14 protein-coding genes are annotated in these 14,815 nt (G+C 67.3%); 2 read left to right on the top strand and 12 right to left on the bottom strand.

Features of this window, described 5'->3' with window-relative positions; all coding sequences use genetic code 11:
• Positions 1-121: 121 nt before the first annotated feature.
• The 4 genes from VES41_RS02855 to VES41_RS02840 all read right to left on the bottom strand — a co-directional run bounded on the left by VES41_RS02855 (position 122) and on the right by VES41_RS02840 (position 2,384).
• Positions 122-661, bottom strand: a complete 540-nt coding sequence (locus VES41_RS02855; protein ID WP_324812722.1) for a cysteine hydrolase family protein — start codon at positions 659-661, stop codon at positions 122-124.
• 18 nt (positions 662-679) lie between these two features.
• A complete protein-coding gene (locus VES41_RS02850) occupies positions 680-1,066 on the bottom strand; it encodes a YbaN family protein (RefSeq protein ID WP_324812720.1) in 387 nt (128 codons plus the stop codon).
• Positions 1,067-1,140: 74 nt separating this feature from the next.
• The gene (locus VES41_RS02845) at positions 1,141-1,668 is read right to left on the bottom strand and encodes an Rrf2 family transcriptional regulator (RefSeq protein WP_324812718.1); all 528 of its coding nucleotides are present in this window, start codon (positions 1,666-1,668) and stop codon (positions 1,141-1,143) included.
• A 20-nt stretch (positions 1,669-1,688) separates the two neighbouring features.
• Positions 1,689-2,384 (bottom strand): Bax inhibitor-1/YccA family protein, encoded by a 696-nt coding sequence (locus VES41_RS02840; protein ID WP_324812715.1) that lies wholly within the window; start codon positions 2,382-2,384, stop codon positions 1,689-1,691.
• Between the two features lie 114 nt (positions 2,385-2,498).
• On the opposite strand from VES41_RS02840, the gene nhaR reads away from it, so the two are divergent.
• Positions 2,499-3,395, top strand: a complete 897-nt coding sequence (gene nhaR / locus VES41_RS02835) for a transcriptional activator NhaR (protein WP_324812712.1) — start codon at positions 2,499-2,501, stop codon at positions 3,393-3,395.
• A 79-nt stretch (positions 3,396-3,474) separates the two neighbouring features.
• Here the strand turns inward: nhaR and yjfF are convergent, their stop codons facing one another.
• The 8 genes from yjfF to VES41_RS02795 all read right to left on the bottom strand — a co-directional run bounded on the left by yjfF (position 3,475) and on the right by VES41_RS02795 (position 13,650).
• The gene (yjfF, locus tag VES41_RS02830) at positions 3,475-4,524 is read right to left on the bottom strand and encodes a galactofuranose ABC transporter, permease protein YjfF (RefSeq protein WP_324812710.1); all 1,050 of its coding nucleotides are present in this window, start codon (positions 4,522-4,524) and stop codon (positions 3,475-3,477) included.
• On the bottom strand, positions 4,521-5,585 hold the full coding sequence (locus VES41_RS02825; protein ID WP_324812707.1) for an ABC transporter permease: 1,065 nt from the start codon (positions 5,583-5,585) through the stop codon (positions 4,521-4,523). The genes yjfF and VES41_RS02825 overlap by 4 nt, the downstream gene beginning before the upstream one ends.
• Complete coding sequence (locus VES41_RS02820) at positions 5,582-7,111, bottom strand: sugar ABC transporter ATP-binding protein (protein WP_324812705.1); 1,530 nt, start codon at positions 7,109-7,111, stop codon at positions 5,582-5,584. Before VES41_RS02820 ends, VES41_RS02825 begins: the two co-directional genes overlap by 4 nt.
• Complete coding sequence (gene mmsB / locus VES41_RS02815) at positions 7,108-8,346, bottom strand: multiple monosaccharide ABC transporter permease (RefSeq protein ID WP_324812702.1); 1,239 nt, start codon at positions 8,344-8,346, stop codon at positions 7,108-7,110. Before mmsB ends, VES41_RS02820 begins: the two co-directional genes overlap by 4 nt.
• Positions 8,339-9,880, bottom strand: coding sequence for a multiple monosaccharide ABC transporter ATP-binding protein (gene mmsA, locus VES41_RS02810; RefSeq protein WP_324812700.1), 1,542 nt, complete (start codon positions 9,878-9,880; stop codon positions 8,339-8,341). Before mmsA ends, mmsB begins: the two co-directional genes overlap by 8 nt.
• A 65-nt stretch (positions 9,881-9,945) precedes the next feature.
• On the bottom strand, positions 9,946-11,022 hold the full coding sequence (chvE, locus tag VES41_RS02805; RefSeq protein WP_324812698.1) for a multiple monosaccharide ABC transporter substrate-binding protein: 1,077 nt from the start codon (positions 11,020-11,022) through the stop codon (positions 9,946-9,948).
• A gap of 148 nt (positions 11,023-11,170) precedes the next feature.
• Positions 11,171-12,136, bottom strand: coding sequence for an ABC transporter substrate-binding protein (locus VES41_RS02800; RefSeq protein ID WP_324812694.1), 966 nt, complete (start codon positions 12,134-12,136; stop codon positions 11,171-11,173).
• Positions 12,137-12,195: 59 nt separating this feature from the next.
• Positions 12,196-13,650 carry an aldehyde dehydrogenase family protein gene (locus VES41_RS02795; RefSeq protein WP_324812691.1) on the bottom strand — a complete coding sequence of 485 codons (1,455 nt, stop codon included), beginning with the start codon at positions 13,648-13,650 and terminating at the stop codon, positions 12,196-12,198.
• Between the two features lie 100 nt (positions 13,651-13,750).
• Between VES41_RS02795 and VES41_RS02790 the strand changes: the two genes are divergently transcribed.
• Positions 13,751-14,710 (top strand): LysR family transcriptional regulator, encoded by a 960-nt coding sequence (locus VES41_RS02790; RefSeq protein WP_324812689.1) that lies wholly within the window; start codon positions 13,751-13,753, stop codon positions 14,708-14,710.
• Positions 14,711-14,815: the final 105 nt, after the last annotated feature.

Here is a 14,815-nt window from a genome sequence, read left to right as displayed (position 1 = left end):
CCTCGTGCGACAAGGGGTTACCGCACATGAACGCTTTCTCCTGGTCTGAACACGTGCATGCTCCCTCCAACAGCGAGGTCGCGAACTTCAGCGCCGCGAAATGCCTCCTGCCAGAAGCTACCTAGGGTTCAACGCGCAACGCCTCGGCCGAAACGACGCGAACCCTCGGACCGAAACTGCTGATGTTGGCGAGCGTTTCGTTGTGATGCTGAATCACTTGGGCTGCGGACAAGTGCCGATTCCCTTCGCTGGTGTGCGCGTCACCAACCAAGGCGACAGGGAATCCCAGGGCAAGCGCTCTGCGCGTGGTGGTGTCGACGCAGTACTCAGTATGCATTCCGCAAACCACGAGCTCTGTGACACCGTGCTTCTTGAGCACTTGTTCCAAGTCCGTGCGATGGAAGGAATCGGGTGTCGTCTTGCGTATGAGTATGTCCGGCACCTCAATGTGGAGGCCGCGGGCAAGCTGCCATGCATCCGTTCCGAACTCCAGGTACCCGGACGAAGATTCGTGCTGGATGAACACCACCAAGCCGCCGGCGGCGCGAGCCTTCGCTGACACCTGGTTGATTCGAGCAATAACCTGCTGCGACTCGAAGGCCGCATGCTCGCCTTCGCAAAGGCCCTGCTGGACGTCGATAACAAGTAGCGCTGTGGTCATGGTCGTCGTGCGCTCCCCTCAAGGCTCGGGCCGCATCCAGAGCCAAACAGCCACAAGTGCCATTGCCAAAGGCACGGCGACCCTGACGACCGTCGGCAGTCCCGACAGCGCCACCCCCACCGCGCTGACGGTCATCATGCCGATCGCCAGTAGCTTCGCGCGGCGCGGCACGGTCCCGGAAGTTCGCCACCCTCGGATATGGCTGCCGAAGCGAGGATGATCGAGCAGCCAGCGTTCGAGCGCGGGCCAGCCCCGCCCCCCCGCCCAGGCGGCAGCGATGACGAACGGCACCGTCGGCACGACCGGCAGCAGCACACCCAACACACCCAGCAACAAGAAAAGCACGGCGAGAGAGCGCCATGCCAACTTGGACAGATGTGGGCGAAAGTGCATGTCGACGGTCACTATACGATCGCGCGCCGGGCCCCTCCGTAGCGTAGCGACCGTGACCCAGTGCCATCAATCTCCTACGCCAGGTCCTACGCCAGGAACCGCCCCAGTTCAAAGACGGAGTTGGGCGCCCGCGGGCGCGAAGGCGCAATCCGCTGCCCGGCCGGCTGGACCTGCCGCCCAGGCGCCTGGTTCTCCGACCTGTCGGCCGGCTGTTCGTCGACCAGCGTCTTCAAGGTCACGGATTGAAGGTATTCGATCACGTGCCGGTTCAGCGCGGTCCACAGCTCGGGCGTGAGGCACTGCTGGCCGCCGCTCGCGGCGTCTTCTTCCCGCTGCCGCTCGGCAGGCTTCGTCTCGGGGCGATCGACCGCCTGGACGATGTCCGCCATCGTCACGAGCGCGCTGTTGCGCGCCAGCGAATAGCCGCCGCCCGGGCCGCGCGTAGATTCGACCAATCCCGCACGCCGGAGCTCGGAGAACATCTGTTCGAGATAGGACACGGAGATGTTTCGCCGGCGCGAGATGCCCGCCAGCGCGACGGGCCCCGCGCGCTGTTGCAAGGCCACGTCGATCATGGCGGTGACGGCCTGGCGAGCCCGTGTGGAAAGGCGCATGGAACCTCCTCTGTTCGCTGTTATTCGTCGCGCCCGCTGGTCAGGCCAAGCAGCATGAGCAGCGACTGGAACACGTTGTAGATGCTCAGGTAGACGCCCAGCGTCGCGCTGATGTAGTTGGTTTCCAGGCCGTCCCGCACGCGCTTGAGGTCATGCAGGATGAAGGCCGAGAAGATGCCGATGGCCAGCACCGACAGCGTCATCATCAGAGCGCTCGACTGGATGAAGAAGTTCGCGATACCTGCCACGAGCAGGACGATGGCGCCCACGAACAGCCACTTTCCCATGGCGCTGAGGTCGCGCTTGATGATCGAGGAAAGCGTGGCCATGCCGAAAAACACGGCGCCCGTGCCTGCAAATGCAGTCATCACGAGGCTCGCGCCGTTGGCCAGGCCGAGCACGCTGCCCACCAGCCGCGAGAGCATCAGCCCCATGAAGAACGTGAAGGCGAGCAGCACCGGCACGCCCGCAGCCGAATTCTTCGTCTTCTCGATGGCGAACATGAAGCCGAAGGCGCCGGCAAGGAAAACCACCATGCCGATGCCCGGCGACATGGCGCTCACGAGGCCGGTCGCAACGCCCAGCCACGCGCCAAGAACGGTCGGCACCATGGAAAGCGCGAGCAGCCAGTAGGTGTTGCGCAGCACCTGGTTGCGTTGGGCTGCCGCGGCGCCCACGGCATGGCGGGAGTCGAGAACGTGAATGTCGTGGTTCATTTCGGGGTTCCTGAAAGGAGAGTCGTACCGGTTGAATCTAGGGCCATTCACCTTTCGATAAAAGTCGTATATTCGGCATCGTTACATCGTTTTTGACGCACTATCCATCGACCCATGAACTTCAAGCATCTGCACTACTTCTGGGCCGCGGCCAAGGCGGGCGGGATCGTGCGGGCTGGCCAGCAGTTGCACATCACGCCGCAAACGCTTTCGGCGCAGATCAAGTTGCTGGAAGGGTCGCTGGGCTGCCAGCTTCTGCAAAAGAGTGGGCGCGGCGTGGAGCTGACGCCCGAAGGGCGAACTGCCCTCAGTTATGCCGACCAGATCTTTTCGCTGGGCGCGGAACTGGAGGCGGCGGTGAGCAGCAAGGGCCTGGCCGGACACAGCCTCACCTTTCGGGTCGGCATCGCCGACTCCGTGCCCAAGGCCATCGCCTACCGGCTGCTCGAGCCCGCCCTGGGCGTGCCTGAACAGGTTCGCCTGATCTGCCACGAGGGGAACTTCCGGGACCTTCTCGCGCAACTCTCGGTGCACCGGTTAGACCTCGTCGTGGCCGACGAGGCAATGGGCAAGCACACGAGCGTCAAGGCGTTCAATCACACGCTCGGAACCACCGCCATGAGCTTTTACATTGCGCCGGAACTCAAGCGCGCGTTCGCGGGCCCGTTTCCCGATTGCCTCGACGGTGCGCCGATGCTGGTGCAGGGCTCGACTTCCGCCATGCGTCAGCGCCTGGACCTGTGGTTGGCCGAGCACCACCTTCGGCCGCGCTTGATCGGGGAGTTCGACGATGCGGCGTTGTTAAAGGCCTTCGGCGGCGAAGGCCGGGGCGTCTTCATGTCCCCGAGCGTGCTCGAGGAAGAAACCTGCGCTCAGTACGGCGTCGAGGTGCTGGGGCGAGTTCCCGAACTGGTTGAAGAGTTCTTCGGCATTTCGCCGGAACGCCGCATCACCCATCCTTGCGTCGCCGCAATCACCCATGCGGCCCGCGCGAAGTTTCTTCGCAGATAGACCCAGGTGGGCGACCTCAAGGAGACGGCCGGCGCCCGGCGGCTTGGCGGCTCACATTCCCGGGCAGCCACCCCCAGGCTCAATGCGTCCCGCCTCGCGCAGTCAACACCCGCTGCATCAGGCAGAAGACAAACAGCAGGGCGCCCACGGCAATGCGCGTCCACCAGGAGCTGAGGGTGCCGTCGAAGGCGATCAGCGTCTGGATGATGCCGAGCATCATCACGCCGAACAGGGTGCCGATCACGTAGCCTACGCCGCCGGTGAGCAGCGTCCCGCCGATCACCACCGCGGCAATGGCATCGAGCTCCAGTCCCAGCGCGTGCAGGCCGTAGCCGGACAGCATGTACAGCGTGAACAGCACGCCGCCGAGCGCCGAGCAGAAGCCCGAGAGCGCGTACACGCCGATCACGGTGCGCCGCACCGGCAGCCCCATCAGCAGTGCCGACTGCTCGTTGCCACCCACGGCGTACACGGTGCGGCCGAAGGACGTGTAGTGCGCCAGGTAGACGCCCGCCGCCACCACGGCCAGGGCGATCAGTGCGCTCAGGGTGATGGTGGCATCGCCCCACACGGGTATGCGGATGAACGACAGCTCGGAGAAGAACTCGTTGCCGATGCTGATGGAGTCGATGCTGATCACGTAGCACAGGCCGCGCGCCAGGAACATTCCGGCCAGGGTGACGATGAAGGGCTGGAGCCGGTATCGCTCGATGAGCAGCCCCATTACGCCGCCGAACGCCGTGCCCATCAGCAGCACGAGCGGGATGACCGCCAGCGGGTGCCAGCCATGCTGCTCGACCAGCCAGGCCGACACCATGGTGGTGAGCGCGATCACCGACCCGACCGACAAGTCGATGCCGCCGGACAGGATGACGAAGGTCATGCCGACCGCAACGACACACAGGAAGGCGTTGTCGATCAGCAGGTTGAGAAACACCTGCAGCGAGAAGAAGCCCGGATAGGCCAGCGAGCCCAGCGTTGCCATGAGCACGAACAGCGACACGGTCACCTGCAGCGGCAGCGAACGGCGCTGCAGGCGCGCACCGGCGAACGCCGGCGTACCCGGCTGCGCGGCCGCGACGGGCCCGGCCGCGCCGGCGGGGGCCTGCCCGGGGGCCACGGCGCTCATTGCGCGCCTCCGGCGGCTGCCGGGCGGAACACCAGGCGGCGCATCTCGGCGCGAAACTCGGGGGACTGCAGCAGCATCACCGCGAACACCACCACGGCCTTGACCACCAGGTTGATCTCCGGCGGCACGCCCAGCGAATAGATGGCGTAGGTCAGCGTCTGGATGATCAGCGCGCCGATCACGCTGCCCAGCAGGCTGAAGCGCCCGCCGGTGAGCGAGGTACCGCCGAGCGTCACCGCCAGGATCGCGTCGAGTTCCAGCAGCTGGCCGGCGTTGTTGCCGTCGGCGCTCTTGACGTTGGAGCTGATGATCAGCCCCGCCAGCCCGGCGCAGAACGCGCACAGCATGTACACGCCCACCGTCAGCCGGCGCGCCTTCACGCCCGCCAGCCGCGCGGCCGCGGGGTTGATGCCGATCGACTGGATGAACAGGCCCAGTGCGCTGCGCGTTACCGCCAGGTACAGCAGGGCGAACACCGCGGCGGCGATGAACAGCGCGAACGGCAGGCCCAGCAGGTAGCCGCCGCCGATGAAGAAGTAGGGCGTGTAGTAGACAGTGATGATCTGCCCCTCGGTGATCAGCTGCGCGATGCCGCGCCCGGCCACCATGAGGATCAGCGTGGCGATGATGGGCTGCATGCCGATGCGCGCCACCAGCAGCCCGTTCCAGAGCCCGCAAGCCAGCGCCGCGCCCAGCGCCGCCGCGATCGCCAGCCACATCGGGAAGCGGCTCACGTCGGCCGCCGCGCCGTCCTTGACCACCAGCGAGCCGCCGATCAGTGCTGCGGCCAGCGCGGCCGCGATGGCCACCACCGCGCCGACCGAGATGTCGATGCCGCGCGTGGCGATGACCAGCGTCATGCCCAGCGCCACCAGCACCAGCGGGGCCGCCCGGTTGAGGATGTCGACCAGGCTGCCGTACAAGTGGCCGTCGCGCCACTCGACATGCAGGAACGTCGGATTGAATGCCGCGTTGAGCGCCAGCAGCAGCACCAGCGTCACCACCGGCCACAGCAATCGGTGGTGCAGCACGCGTTGGACAGTCGGAGACGGCGAGGTCATGTCTTGGCGATCAGTTCGTAGACTTCGTCTTCGGTGCACCCAGCCGGCAGTTCGCCGGCCTTGCGCCGGTCGCGCAGCACCGTCACGCGGTGCGACAGCCGCACCACCTCGTCCATCTCGGACGAGATGAACAGCACCGACATGCCTTCGCCGGCCAGGCGCAGGATCTCCTGGAGGATCTCCTGCTTGGCCGCCACGTCGATGCCGCGCGTGGGCTCGTCCAGCAGCAGCAGCCTTGGCTGCGTGGCCAGCCAGCGCGCCAGCACCGCCTTCTGCTGGTTGCCGCCGGACAGCAGCCCGATGGGCGTCTCCACGCTGGCGGTCTTGATGCCCAGCGCCTTGACGAAGGCCTCGGCCAGCCGCGTCTGCTCGGCCCGCGACAGGTTGCGCCGCAGCCCCAGGCTGGCCTGAAGCGCCAGCGCAATGTTCTCGCGCACGGACAACTCGGCGACGATGCCGTCGGTCTTGCGCTCTTCCGGGCACATGGCCAGGCCGCGTCGGACCGCATCGGCCGGCGCCTTGAACTGCACCGGCTGGCCATCCACCCGCAACTCGCCGCTGTCCGGGCGCGCGAGGCCGAACAGCAGCCGCGCAACCTCGGTGCGCCCCGAGCCGAGCAACCCGGCCAGCCCCATCACCTCGCCGGCGCGCAGTTGCAGGTCCAGCGGCTGCAGTTGGCCGCGCTGGCCCAGCCCGCTGGCCTGGAGCAGCACCGGCGTGTCGGCCCCCACGGCGGGCCGCTGCGCGCCGGCGCGGGCGGCCATGTCGAATTCGCGCCCCACCATGGCCGAGATGAGCGCCTGCGGCCCCAGCTCCGCGGCCGTCCATTCGCCCACCCAGCCGCCGTTGCGCAGCACCGTGATGCGGTCCGACACCGCGTAGACCTGGTTCAGGAAGTGGGTGACGAACAGGATCGCCAGGCCTTCGGCGCGCAGCCGCCGAAGCACCTCGAACAGCTTGTCGACCTCGTCCTCGTCCAGGCTGGAGGTGGGTTCGTCGAGGATCAGCACCTTGGCCTGCACCCCCAGTGCGCGGGCGATGGCCACCATCTGCTGCACCGCCACCGGGTAGCTCGACAGCAGGCGAGAGACGTCGATGTGCACGTCCAGCCGCGCCAGCAGTTCGCGCGCGCCGCGGTTCGCGGCCGCCCAGTCGATGCGGCGCGTGAAACGGCGGCGCGGGTAGCGGCCGGCGAAGATGTTCTCCGCCACCGACAGGTTGGGGCAGAGGTTGACCTCCTGGTAGACGGTGCTGATGCCCAGGCGCTGCGCCGAAAGCGGCGACGCCGGGCGAATCGCCCGCCCCTGCAGCCGCATCTCCCCGGCGTCGACCGGATAGACGCCGGTCAGCACCTTGATCAGCGTCGACTTGCCGGCGCCGTTCTGGCCCATCAGGGCATGGATCTCGCCGGCGCGCAGCCGCAGTTGCACGTCAGCCAGAGCCGGCACGCCACTGAACTGCTTGTGGATCCCCCGCAGTTCGAGCACGGTGCCGGGCGGCGGCGCTGGCGGGTCGGGCGTGTTCATTTGTTCTTGTTGTACACGTCGACGAACACCGCCGCCAGCAGCACCAACCCCTTGATCACCTGCTGGTAGTCGATGCCGATGCCGAGAATCGACATCCCGTTGTTCATCACGCCCATGATGAAGGCGCCGATCACCGCGCCCATCACCTTGCCCATGCCGCCGGAGGCAGAGGCGCCGCCGATGAAGCAGGCGGCGATCACGTCCAGCTCGAAACCCAGGCCTGCCTTGGGCGTGGCGGTGTTCAGGCGCGCCGCGAACACCAGCCCGGCCAGCGCCGCCAGCACTCCCATGTTGACGAAGGCCAGGAACGTCAGCCGGTGCGTGCGGATGCCCGACAGGCGCGCCGCCTTCTCGTTGCCGCCGAGCGCGTAGATGCGGCGCCCCACCGTCGTCTGGGTGGTCAGGAAGTCGTAGGCGACGATCAGCACGGCCATGACCACCAGCACGTTCGGCAGCCCCTTGTAGGTGGACAACAGGTAGCTCAGCAGCAGGATGCCGGCCGCGAACAGCAGGTTGCGCCCCAGGAAGAACGCGAAGGGCTCGGCCGCCAGGCCGTGGCGCGAGAGCCGGGCCCGCCCGCGCAGCTTGAAGTACACCAGCGCGGCCGCCGCCAGCGCGCCCAGCACGAGCGAGGTGATGCGCAGGCCCTGGCCCGGCGCCGCGCCGGTCAGTTCGGGCACGAAGCCGGAACTGAGCCGCTGGAACGTCTCCGGGAACGGGCCGACCGACTGGCCCGCGAGCAACGCCAGCGTCAGGCCCTTGAAGACCAGCATGCCCGCCAGCGTGACGATGAAGGACGGCACCCGGAAGTACGCCACGAACCAGCCCTGCGCCGCACCGATGATGCCGCCGGCGACCAGGCAGGCCAGGAACGCCGGCACGTAGTGCCAGTGGTACTGGACCATCAGGACCGCCGCCAGCGCGCCGATGAACCCGCACACCGAACCCACCGACAGGTCGATGTGGCCGGCCACGATGACCAGCAGCATGCCCAGCGCCATGATGACGATGTAGCTGTTCTGCAGCACCAGGTTGGTCAGGTTCAGCGGACGCATCAGCGTGCCGTCGGTCAGAAGCTGGAACAGCACCATGATCGCCACCAGCGAGATCAGCATGCCGTACTCGCGCAGGTTGCTCATCGCGAAGCCGGCACTGGCGGCGCGCTCGGCTCCGGCCGCCGCGGGCGCTTTGGGGGTCGCAACGGCAATGGCCGTCTTGGCGCTGCTGTCAGGCATGGACGCTGCTCCCCGACGCCACGATCACATGCATGATGCGCTCCTGCGAGGCCTCGGCCGCGGGCATCTCGGCCACGAAGCGGCCCTCGTTCATGACATAGATGCGGTCGCACATGCCCAGCAGTTCGGGCAGTTCGGAAGAAATCATCAATATCCCCTTGCCCTCGCCGGCCAGCCGGTCGATGAGCGTGTAGATCTCGTACTTGGCGCCCACGTCGATGCCGCGCGTGGGCTCGTCCAGGATCAGCAACTCCGGCTGCGCGAACAGCCACTTGCCCAGCACCACCTTCTGCTGGTTGCCGCCGGACAGGTTGAGCACGCGCTGGTCCACGCCGGAGCAGCGGATGGCCAGCGCCTGGCGCAGTTCGTGGGCGGTGCGATAGTCCAGCGCGTCGTCGATCACGCCGTGGCGGGCCACACCTTCCAGCCGCGCCAGGCTCAGGTTGCGCCGGATGTCCTGCTCGAGCACCAGGCCGGAGCCCTTGCGGTCCTCGGTGACGTAGGCAATGCCGTGCCCGATCGCCTTGCCGACCGTGCTCACGTCGATTTCGCGGCCGTGCATGTACGCGCTGCCGCTGATGCGTCGGCCCCAGGAGCGGCCGAACACGCTCATGGCGAACTCGGTGCGCCCGGCGCCCATCAACCCGGCGATGCCGACGATCTCGCCGCGGCGCACCGACAGGCTGACCCCCTTGATGTGCTCGCGCTCCGGATGCTGCGGATGGTGCGCGCGCCAGTCGCGCACCTCGAACAGCACCTCGCCGATGCGCGGGCTGCGCTGCGGAAAGCGATGCGCCATGTCGCGCCCGACCATGCCGCGCACGATGCGGCCCTCGTCGACCCGCCCGGCGTGGCAGTCGAGCGTCTCCACGGCCGTGCCGTCGCGCAGCACGGTGATGGCGTCCGCCACCCGCGTGACCTCGCCCAGCTTGTGCGAGATCAGGATGGAGGCGATGCCCTGCGCCTTGAGCTCGAGCAGCAGCGCCAGCAGCGCGTCGCTGTCGCTCTCGTTCAGGCTGGCCGTGGGTTCGTCCAGGATCAGCAGCCGCACCTTCTTCGACAGCGCCTTGGCGATCTCCACCAGCTGTTGCTTGCCCATGCCCAGGTCGCCGACGAGCGCGGTGGGCGATTCCTTCAGGCCGACCTTGCGCAGCAGGTCGCGCGTGCGCGCGAAGGTCTCGCGCCAGTCGATCACGCCACCCGCCGCGATCTCGTTGCCCAGGAAGATGTTCTCGGCGATCGACAGCTGCGGCACCAACGCCAGTTCCTGGTGGATGATGATGATGCCCAGCGCCTCGCTGTCGGCAATGCCGCGCAGGCGGCGCACCTGTCCGTCGAACCAGATGTCCCCCTCGTACTCGCCTTCTGGGTAGACGCCGCTGAGCACCTTCATCAAGGTCGACTTGCCCGCGCCGTTCTCGCCCACGAGCGCGTGGATCGCCCCGCCGCCCACGGCCAGGTTGACGTTGTCCAGCGCGTTCACCCCCGGGAATCGCTTGGTGATGCCGCGCATCTCCAGAATCGGTCCGCTCATCCGTCCTCTCTTCCCTGGATCTGGCGGCGGCGCCCGCGGGGCGGGCGCCGCGCCGAATGCCGCCGTCAGCGGATCTGGCTTTCCTTGTAGTAGCCGCTGTCGACCAGCACCTGCTTCCAGTTGCCGGCATCGACCGTCACCGGCTTGAGCAGGTACGAGGGCACGACCTTCACGCCGTTGTTGTAGGTCTTGGTGTCGTTCACCTCCGGCTGCTTGCCGGCCATGAGCGCGTCAACCATGTTCACCGTCACCTTGGCCAGTTCGCGCGTGTCCTTGAACACGGTCGAGGTCTGCTCCTTCTTCAGGATCGACTTGATCGAAGGCACCTCGGCGTCCTGGCCGGTCACCACCGGCATCGGCTGCTGTGCAGAGCCGTAGCCCACGCCCTTGAGCGACGAGATGATGCCGATCGACAGCCCGTCGTACGGCGACAAGACGGCGTCGACGTGCGCGTCGCTGTAGAAGGCCGACAGCAGGTTGTCCATGCGCGCCTGCGCCACCGCGCCGTCCCAGCGCAGCGTCGACACCTTGTCCATGCCCATCTGCTTGCTGCGCACCACCAGCTTGCCGCTGTCGATGTAGGGCTTGAGCACCGACATCGCGCCGTCGTAGAAGAAGAAGGCGTTGTTGTCGTCCGGCGAGCCGCCGAACAGCTCGATGTTGAACGGCCCCTTGCCCTCCTTGAGCCCCAGCGCCTTCTCGATGTACTGGGCCTGCAGCACGCCGACCTGGAAGTTGTCGAAGGTCGCGTAGTAGTCGACGTTCTTGCTGCCGCGGATCAGGCGGTCGTAGGCGATCACCTTGATGCCGCTGTCGGCCGCCTTCTGCAGCACGTTCGACAGCGTGGTGCCGTCGATCGCGGCGATGACCAGCACCTTCGGCCCCTTGGTCATCATGTTCTCGATCTGCGCCAGCTGGTTCGGAATGTCGTCCTCCGCGTACTGCAGGTCGGCCTTGTAGCCCTTCTCCTGGAAGTACCTGACCATGTTCGCACCATCGGCGATCCACCGCGCCGAAGACTTGGTCGGCATGGAAATGGCGATCAGCCCCTTGTCCTGCGCCAGCGCCGACAGCGGCGCCAGGCCTGCGGACAATGCCAGCACCCCGGCACCGACCAGCGACTTCAATACGTCTCGTCTCATGTAGCTCTCCTTGCTCTCAAGAAAGGGCCCCGAGGCCGGCGAAGCCAGGCCCCTTCGGGGCCGCCGCGGACCCGGCTCCGCCGGGCCGCAGGCGGCGCCCCCTCGGGGGTTGGCGGACCTGCGAAGCAGGGCAGCCTGGGGGGGGGGCTCAGTATTTTCTTTTTGGAAACTCGGCCGCCGCCACTTCCATCGGGAAGATGCCTTCCTTCGTGATGATCCGCTTGGGCACCGGCTTGCCGGCCACGATGTCCTTGACCGCGCTCATCAACTGCGGCCCCAGCAGCGGGCTGCATTCGACGGACACGTTGAGCTTGCCGGCCATCATGGCCTCGAAGGCGCCCTTCACCGCGTCGATCGAGATGATGATGATGTCCTTGGCCGGCTTGAGGCCGGCTTCCTCGATCGCCTGGATCGCGCCGATCGCCATGTCGTCGTTGTGCGCGAACAGCACGTTGATGTTCTTGCCGTCGGCCTTCAGGAACGCCTCCATCACCTCCTTGCCCTTGGCCCGGGTGAAGTCTCCGGTCTGGGAGCGGATGATCTTGAACTTCGGGTCCTTCTTGATGATTTCCTCGAAGCCCTTCTTGCGGTCGATCGCCGGCGCCGAGCCGACCGTGCCCTGCAACTCGACGATGTTCACGGGGCCCTTGTTGTCCTTCATCTTGTCGACCAGCCAGCGGCCGGCCTTGCGGCCTTCCTCGGTGAAGTCCGAGCCCATGAAGGTCACGTAGAGGCTGTCGTCCTTGACCTTCACCGAGCGGTCCGTCAGCACCACCGGGATCTTGGCCGCCTTGGCTTCGCGCAGCACGTTCTCGAAGCCGGTTTCCACCACCGGCGAGAAGGCGATCACGTCGACCTTCTGCGCGATGTACGAGCGGATGGCCTTGATCTGGTTTTCCTGCTTCTGCTGCGCGTCGGAGAACTTGAGGTCGATGCCCGCTTCCTGCGCCGACGACTTGATCGACTCCGTGTTGGCCGTGCGCCACTCGCTTTCCGCCCCGACCTGGGCGAAGCCCAGCACGATCTTCTTCTGCGCGAATGCCGCCAGCGGCAGCGTGCCCGCGACGGAAGCTGCCGCAACGGCGGCCGAGAAGGTTCGACGATTCATGCTCATGGTTGTCTCCTGAGTGGGTTGTTGAACTTCGAGCAAAAAAACTGGAAACCGGGCCTGCCTCAGGCCTGGACGTAGTTGGTCTTGAGCAGGGTGAAGAACTCGGCCGCCTGCCGTCCCTGGGCCCGCGCTCCATCGCCGCCGGCCCTGCGCCCGCCGCTGGGCACGTGGTAATCCTCGGCGCTGGTCGGCAGGTTGACCAGCGTCGTGCCCACGCGCGCATGGCGCCGGAAATGGGTGGCATGGGCCAGCGAGCGGGTGCAGATGCCGGCGCACAGGCCGTTCGTCGAGTCGTTGGCCAGGGCCAGCGCATGGCCGTAGTCCTGGGCCTGCAGAACGCAGGCCACCGGGCCGAACACCTCGGCCCGGGCCGCCTTGTGCCCGGGCAGGGCCAGCAGCAGCGCGGGGCTCATGTAGTAGCCGGGGCTGGGCCGCTCCAGGGCTTCGCCGCCGTGGACCAGTTCGGCGCCTTCCTCGCGCGCCGCGCGCACCCATTCGAGGTTGCGCGCCAGCTGCGCGTCGTCGATCACCGGGCCGACCGCGACGCCTTTTTCCAATGCATGGCCCACGCGCAGCGCTGCCATGCGCTGGCGCAGGCGGGCCACGAACGCGTCGTAGATCGGCGCCTCGACGATCAACCGGCTGGAGGCCGTGCAACGCTGGCCGCTGCAGGCATAGGCGCCCTGCACCGCGCATTCGACCGCACGCTCCAGCTCGGCATCGGCCATCACCACCAGCGCGTTCTGGCCGCCGGTTTCCAGCTGGACCCGGGCGCGCCGCTTGGCCGCCGCCTGCGTGACGCGCGCGCCCACCGCGCCCGAACCCGTGAAGCTGATGGCGTCCACCGCGCTGCCTTCCACCAGCGCCGCGCCCAGTTCTCGGCCGCTGCCCATCAGCAGGTTGAAGGCGCCGGCGGGCAAGGCGGCGCGGCTGACGATCTCCGCCAGCATCCAGCCGCAGGCCGGCACCCGCTCCGACGGCTTGAACACCACGCTGTTGCCGAACGCCAGGGCGGCGGCAATCTTGCGCGCCGGCACCGCCAGCGGCGAACTCCACGGCGTGACCAGCGCCACCACGCCCACAGCCTCGCGCGTGACGTCCACCTGCACGCCCGGGCGCGCCGAGGCCAGCGTCTCGCCATGGGCACGCAGGGCCTCGCCGGCGAAATACTTGAACAGCTGGCCGGCGCGCTGGGCCTCGGCCACGGCATCCGGCAGGGGCCGACCCTGCTCGCGGGCCACCAGCAGGCCCAGCTCGTCCTGGCGGGCCAGGATCTCGCTGCCGATGGCGTCGAGCGCGTCGGCCCGGCGTTGGGCGGTACTGTGGCTCCAGGCCGGGAAGGCGTCGGCCGCCGCCCGCACGGCGCGCTCGGCCTGGCGCCGGTCGGCGCGGGCGTATTCGGACACCACCTCGGTCGTATCCGACGGGTTGCGGCGAACGCCGGTGGTCGCGCCCGTCTCCCAGCGGCCATTGATGTACTGCCGGGCGTTGTGTTGGTGCAGCTCGCTTCGCTTCACGGTGCCGGGCAGTGTAGGAATCTCACCGATAGCTTTCCAATAGATATTTGGGCTCAATGCATATCGGAATCGGGATTGATGAAAACCCTGCACACCTTTCATGGCGCATTACACCCACTGGTTCATCCGGGCCCGGCTCAAGACGCGGCAGCTCCTTTTGCTCGTCGCGCTGGCCGAGGAAGGCAACATTCACCGCGCGTCGCAGGTGCTCAACATGACACAGCCGGCGGCGTCGAAGCTGCTCAAGGATCTCGAGGACGTCCTCGAAGTGCCGCTGTTCGAGCGCCTGCCCCGCGGCATGCGGCCGACCTGGTACGGCGAGACCATGATCCGCCACGCCCGCGTGGCGCTGGCCAGCCTCAACCAGGCGCACGACGAACTCGCGGGCCTGAAGGCCGGCCGCTTCGGGCAGGTGGCGGTGGGCTGCGTCACTGCCCCCGGCCTGACCCTGCTGCCGGCGGCGGTGGCGCAGGTCAAGCAACAGCATCCGAGTCTGCAGGTGTCGGTCGAGATCGAAACCAGCCCGGTGCTGATGGAGCGCCTGGTGCAGGGCAAGCTCGACGTGCTGGTGGCTCGTCTCTTCGCGGAGCACGACAAGGCGCAGCTGCGCTACGAGGCGCTCGTCGAGGAGCCCATCAGCGCCATCGTCCGCCCGGGCCATCCGCTGCTGGGCCTGTCCGGCCTGACCCTGCGCGACATGCTGGCCACCGGCTGGATCGTGCCGCCCGCGGGCAGCGTGCTGCGGCACCGGTTCGACCTCATGTTCCAGGAGGAAGGCCTGGCGCCGCCGATCAACCTCATCGAGACCTCGGCGCTGCTGTTCATCACGCGCATGCTGCAAAGCAGCGACATGGTGGCCATCGTCGCCACCGACGTGGCACGCTATTACGCGGCCCACGGTATCGTCTCGCTGCTGCCGGTGACCATGGACTGCCACATGGACGCCTTCGGCCTGATCACCCGGACCGACCGCCTGCTCTCGCCGGCCGCGCAGGTCATGGTGCGTGCGCTCAAGGCCGTCAGCCTCGACGTCTATGGCAAGCAGCTGGACCCGAGCTGACGACATTGCAAGTTGAAGATCGATCCATGCCTTTATTCGGGCTTTCCGGCATGAGTCGGCATTGCTAGCATCGGCCGATCTGCTGCGCCCGGCCGGCGCCCATTG

Source organism: Variovorax sp., assembly GCF_035634955.1.
Taxonomy (GTDB): domain Bacteria; phylum Pseudomonadota; class Gammaproteobacteria; order Burkholderiales; family Burkholderiaceae_C; genus Variovorax.
Note: the sequence above shows the minus strand (reverse complement) of the source record. Positions and strands in the feature narration are given on the sequence as shown.

Excerpts from the sequence above, each read along its gene's own strand:
- VES41_RS02855 (WP_324812722.1), bottom strand. The coding sequence starts at position 661 with ATGACCACAGCGCTACTTGTTATCGACGTCCAGCAGGGCCTTTGCGAA.
- VES41_RS02845 (WP_324812718.1), bottom strand. The coding sequence starts at position 1,668 with ATGCGCCTTTCCACACGGGCTCGCCAGGCCGTCACCGCCATGATCGAC.
- VES41_RS02840 (WP_324812715.1), bottom strand. The coding sequence starts at position 2,384 with ATGAACCACGACATTCACGTTCTCGACTCCCGCCATGCCGTGGGCGCC.
- nhaR (WP_324812712.1), top strand. The coding sequence starts at position 2,499 with ATGAACTTCAAGCATCTGCACTACTTCTGGGCCGCGGCCAAGGCGGGC.
- yjfF (WP_324812710.1), bottom strand. The coding sequence starts at position 4,524 with ATGAGCGCCGTGGCCCCCGGGCAGGCCCCCGCCGGCGCGGCCGGGCCC.
- VES41_RS02825 (WP_324812707.1), bottom strand. The coding sequence starts at position 5,585 with ATGACCTCGCCGTCTCCGACTGTCCAACGCGTGCTGCACCACCGATTG.
- VES41_RS02820 (WP_324812705.1), bottom strand. The coding sequence starts at position 7,111 with ATGAACACGCCCGACCCGCCAGCGCCGCCGCCCGGCACCGTGCTCGAA.
- mmsB (WP_324812702.1), bottom strand. The coding sequence starts at position 8,346 with ATGCCTGACAGCAGCGCCAAGACGGCCATTGCCGTTGCGACCCCCAAA.
- mmsA (WP_324812700.1), bottom strand. The coding sequence starts at position 9,880 with ATGAGCGGACCGATTCTGGAGATGCGCGGCATCACCAAGCGATTCCCG.
- chvE (WP_324812698.1), bottom strand. The coding sequence starts at position 11,022 with ATGAGACGAGACGTATTGAAGTCGCTGGTCGGTGCCGGGGTGCTGGCA.
- VES41_RS02800 (WP_324812694.1), bottom strand. The coding sequence starts at position 12,136 with ATGAGCATGAATCGTCGAACCTTCTCGGCCGCCGTTGCGGCAGCTTCC.
- VES41_RS02790 (WP_324812689.1), top strand. The coding sequence starts at position 13,751 with ATGGCGCATTACACCCACTGGTTCATCCGGGCCCGGCTCAAGACGCGG.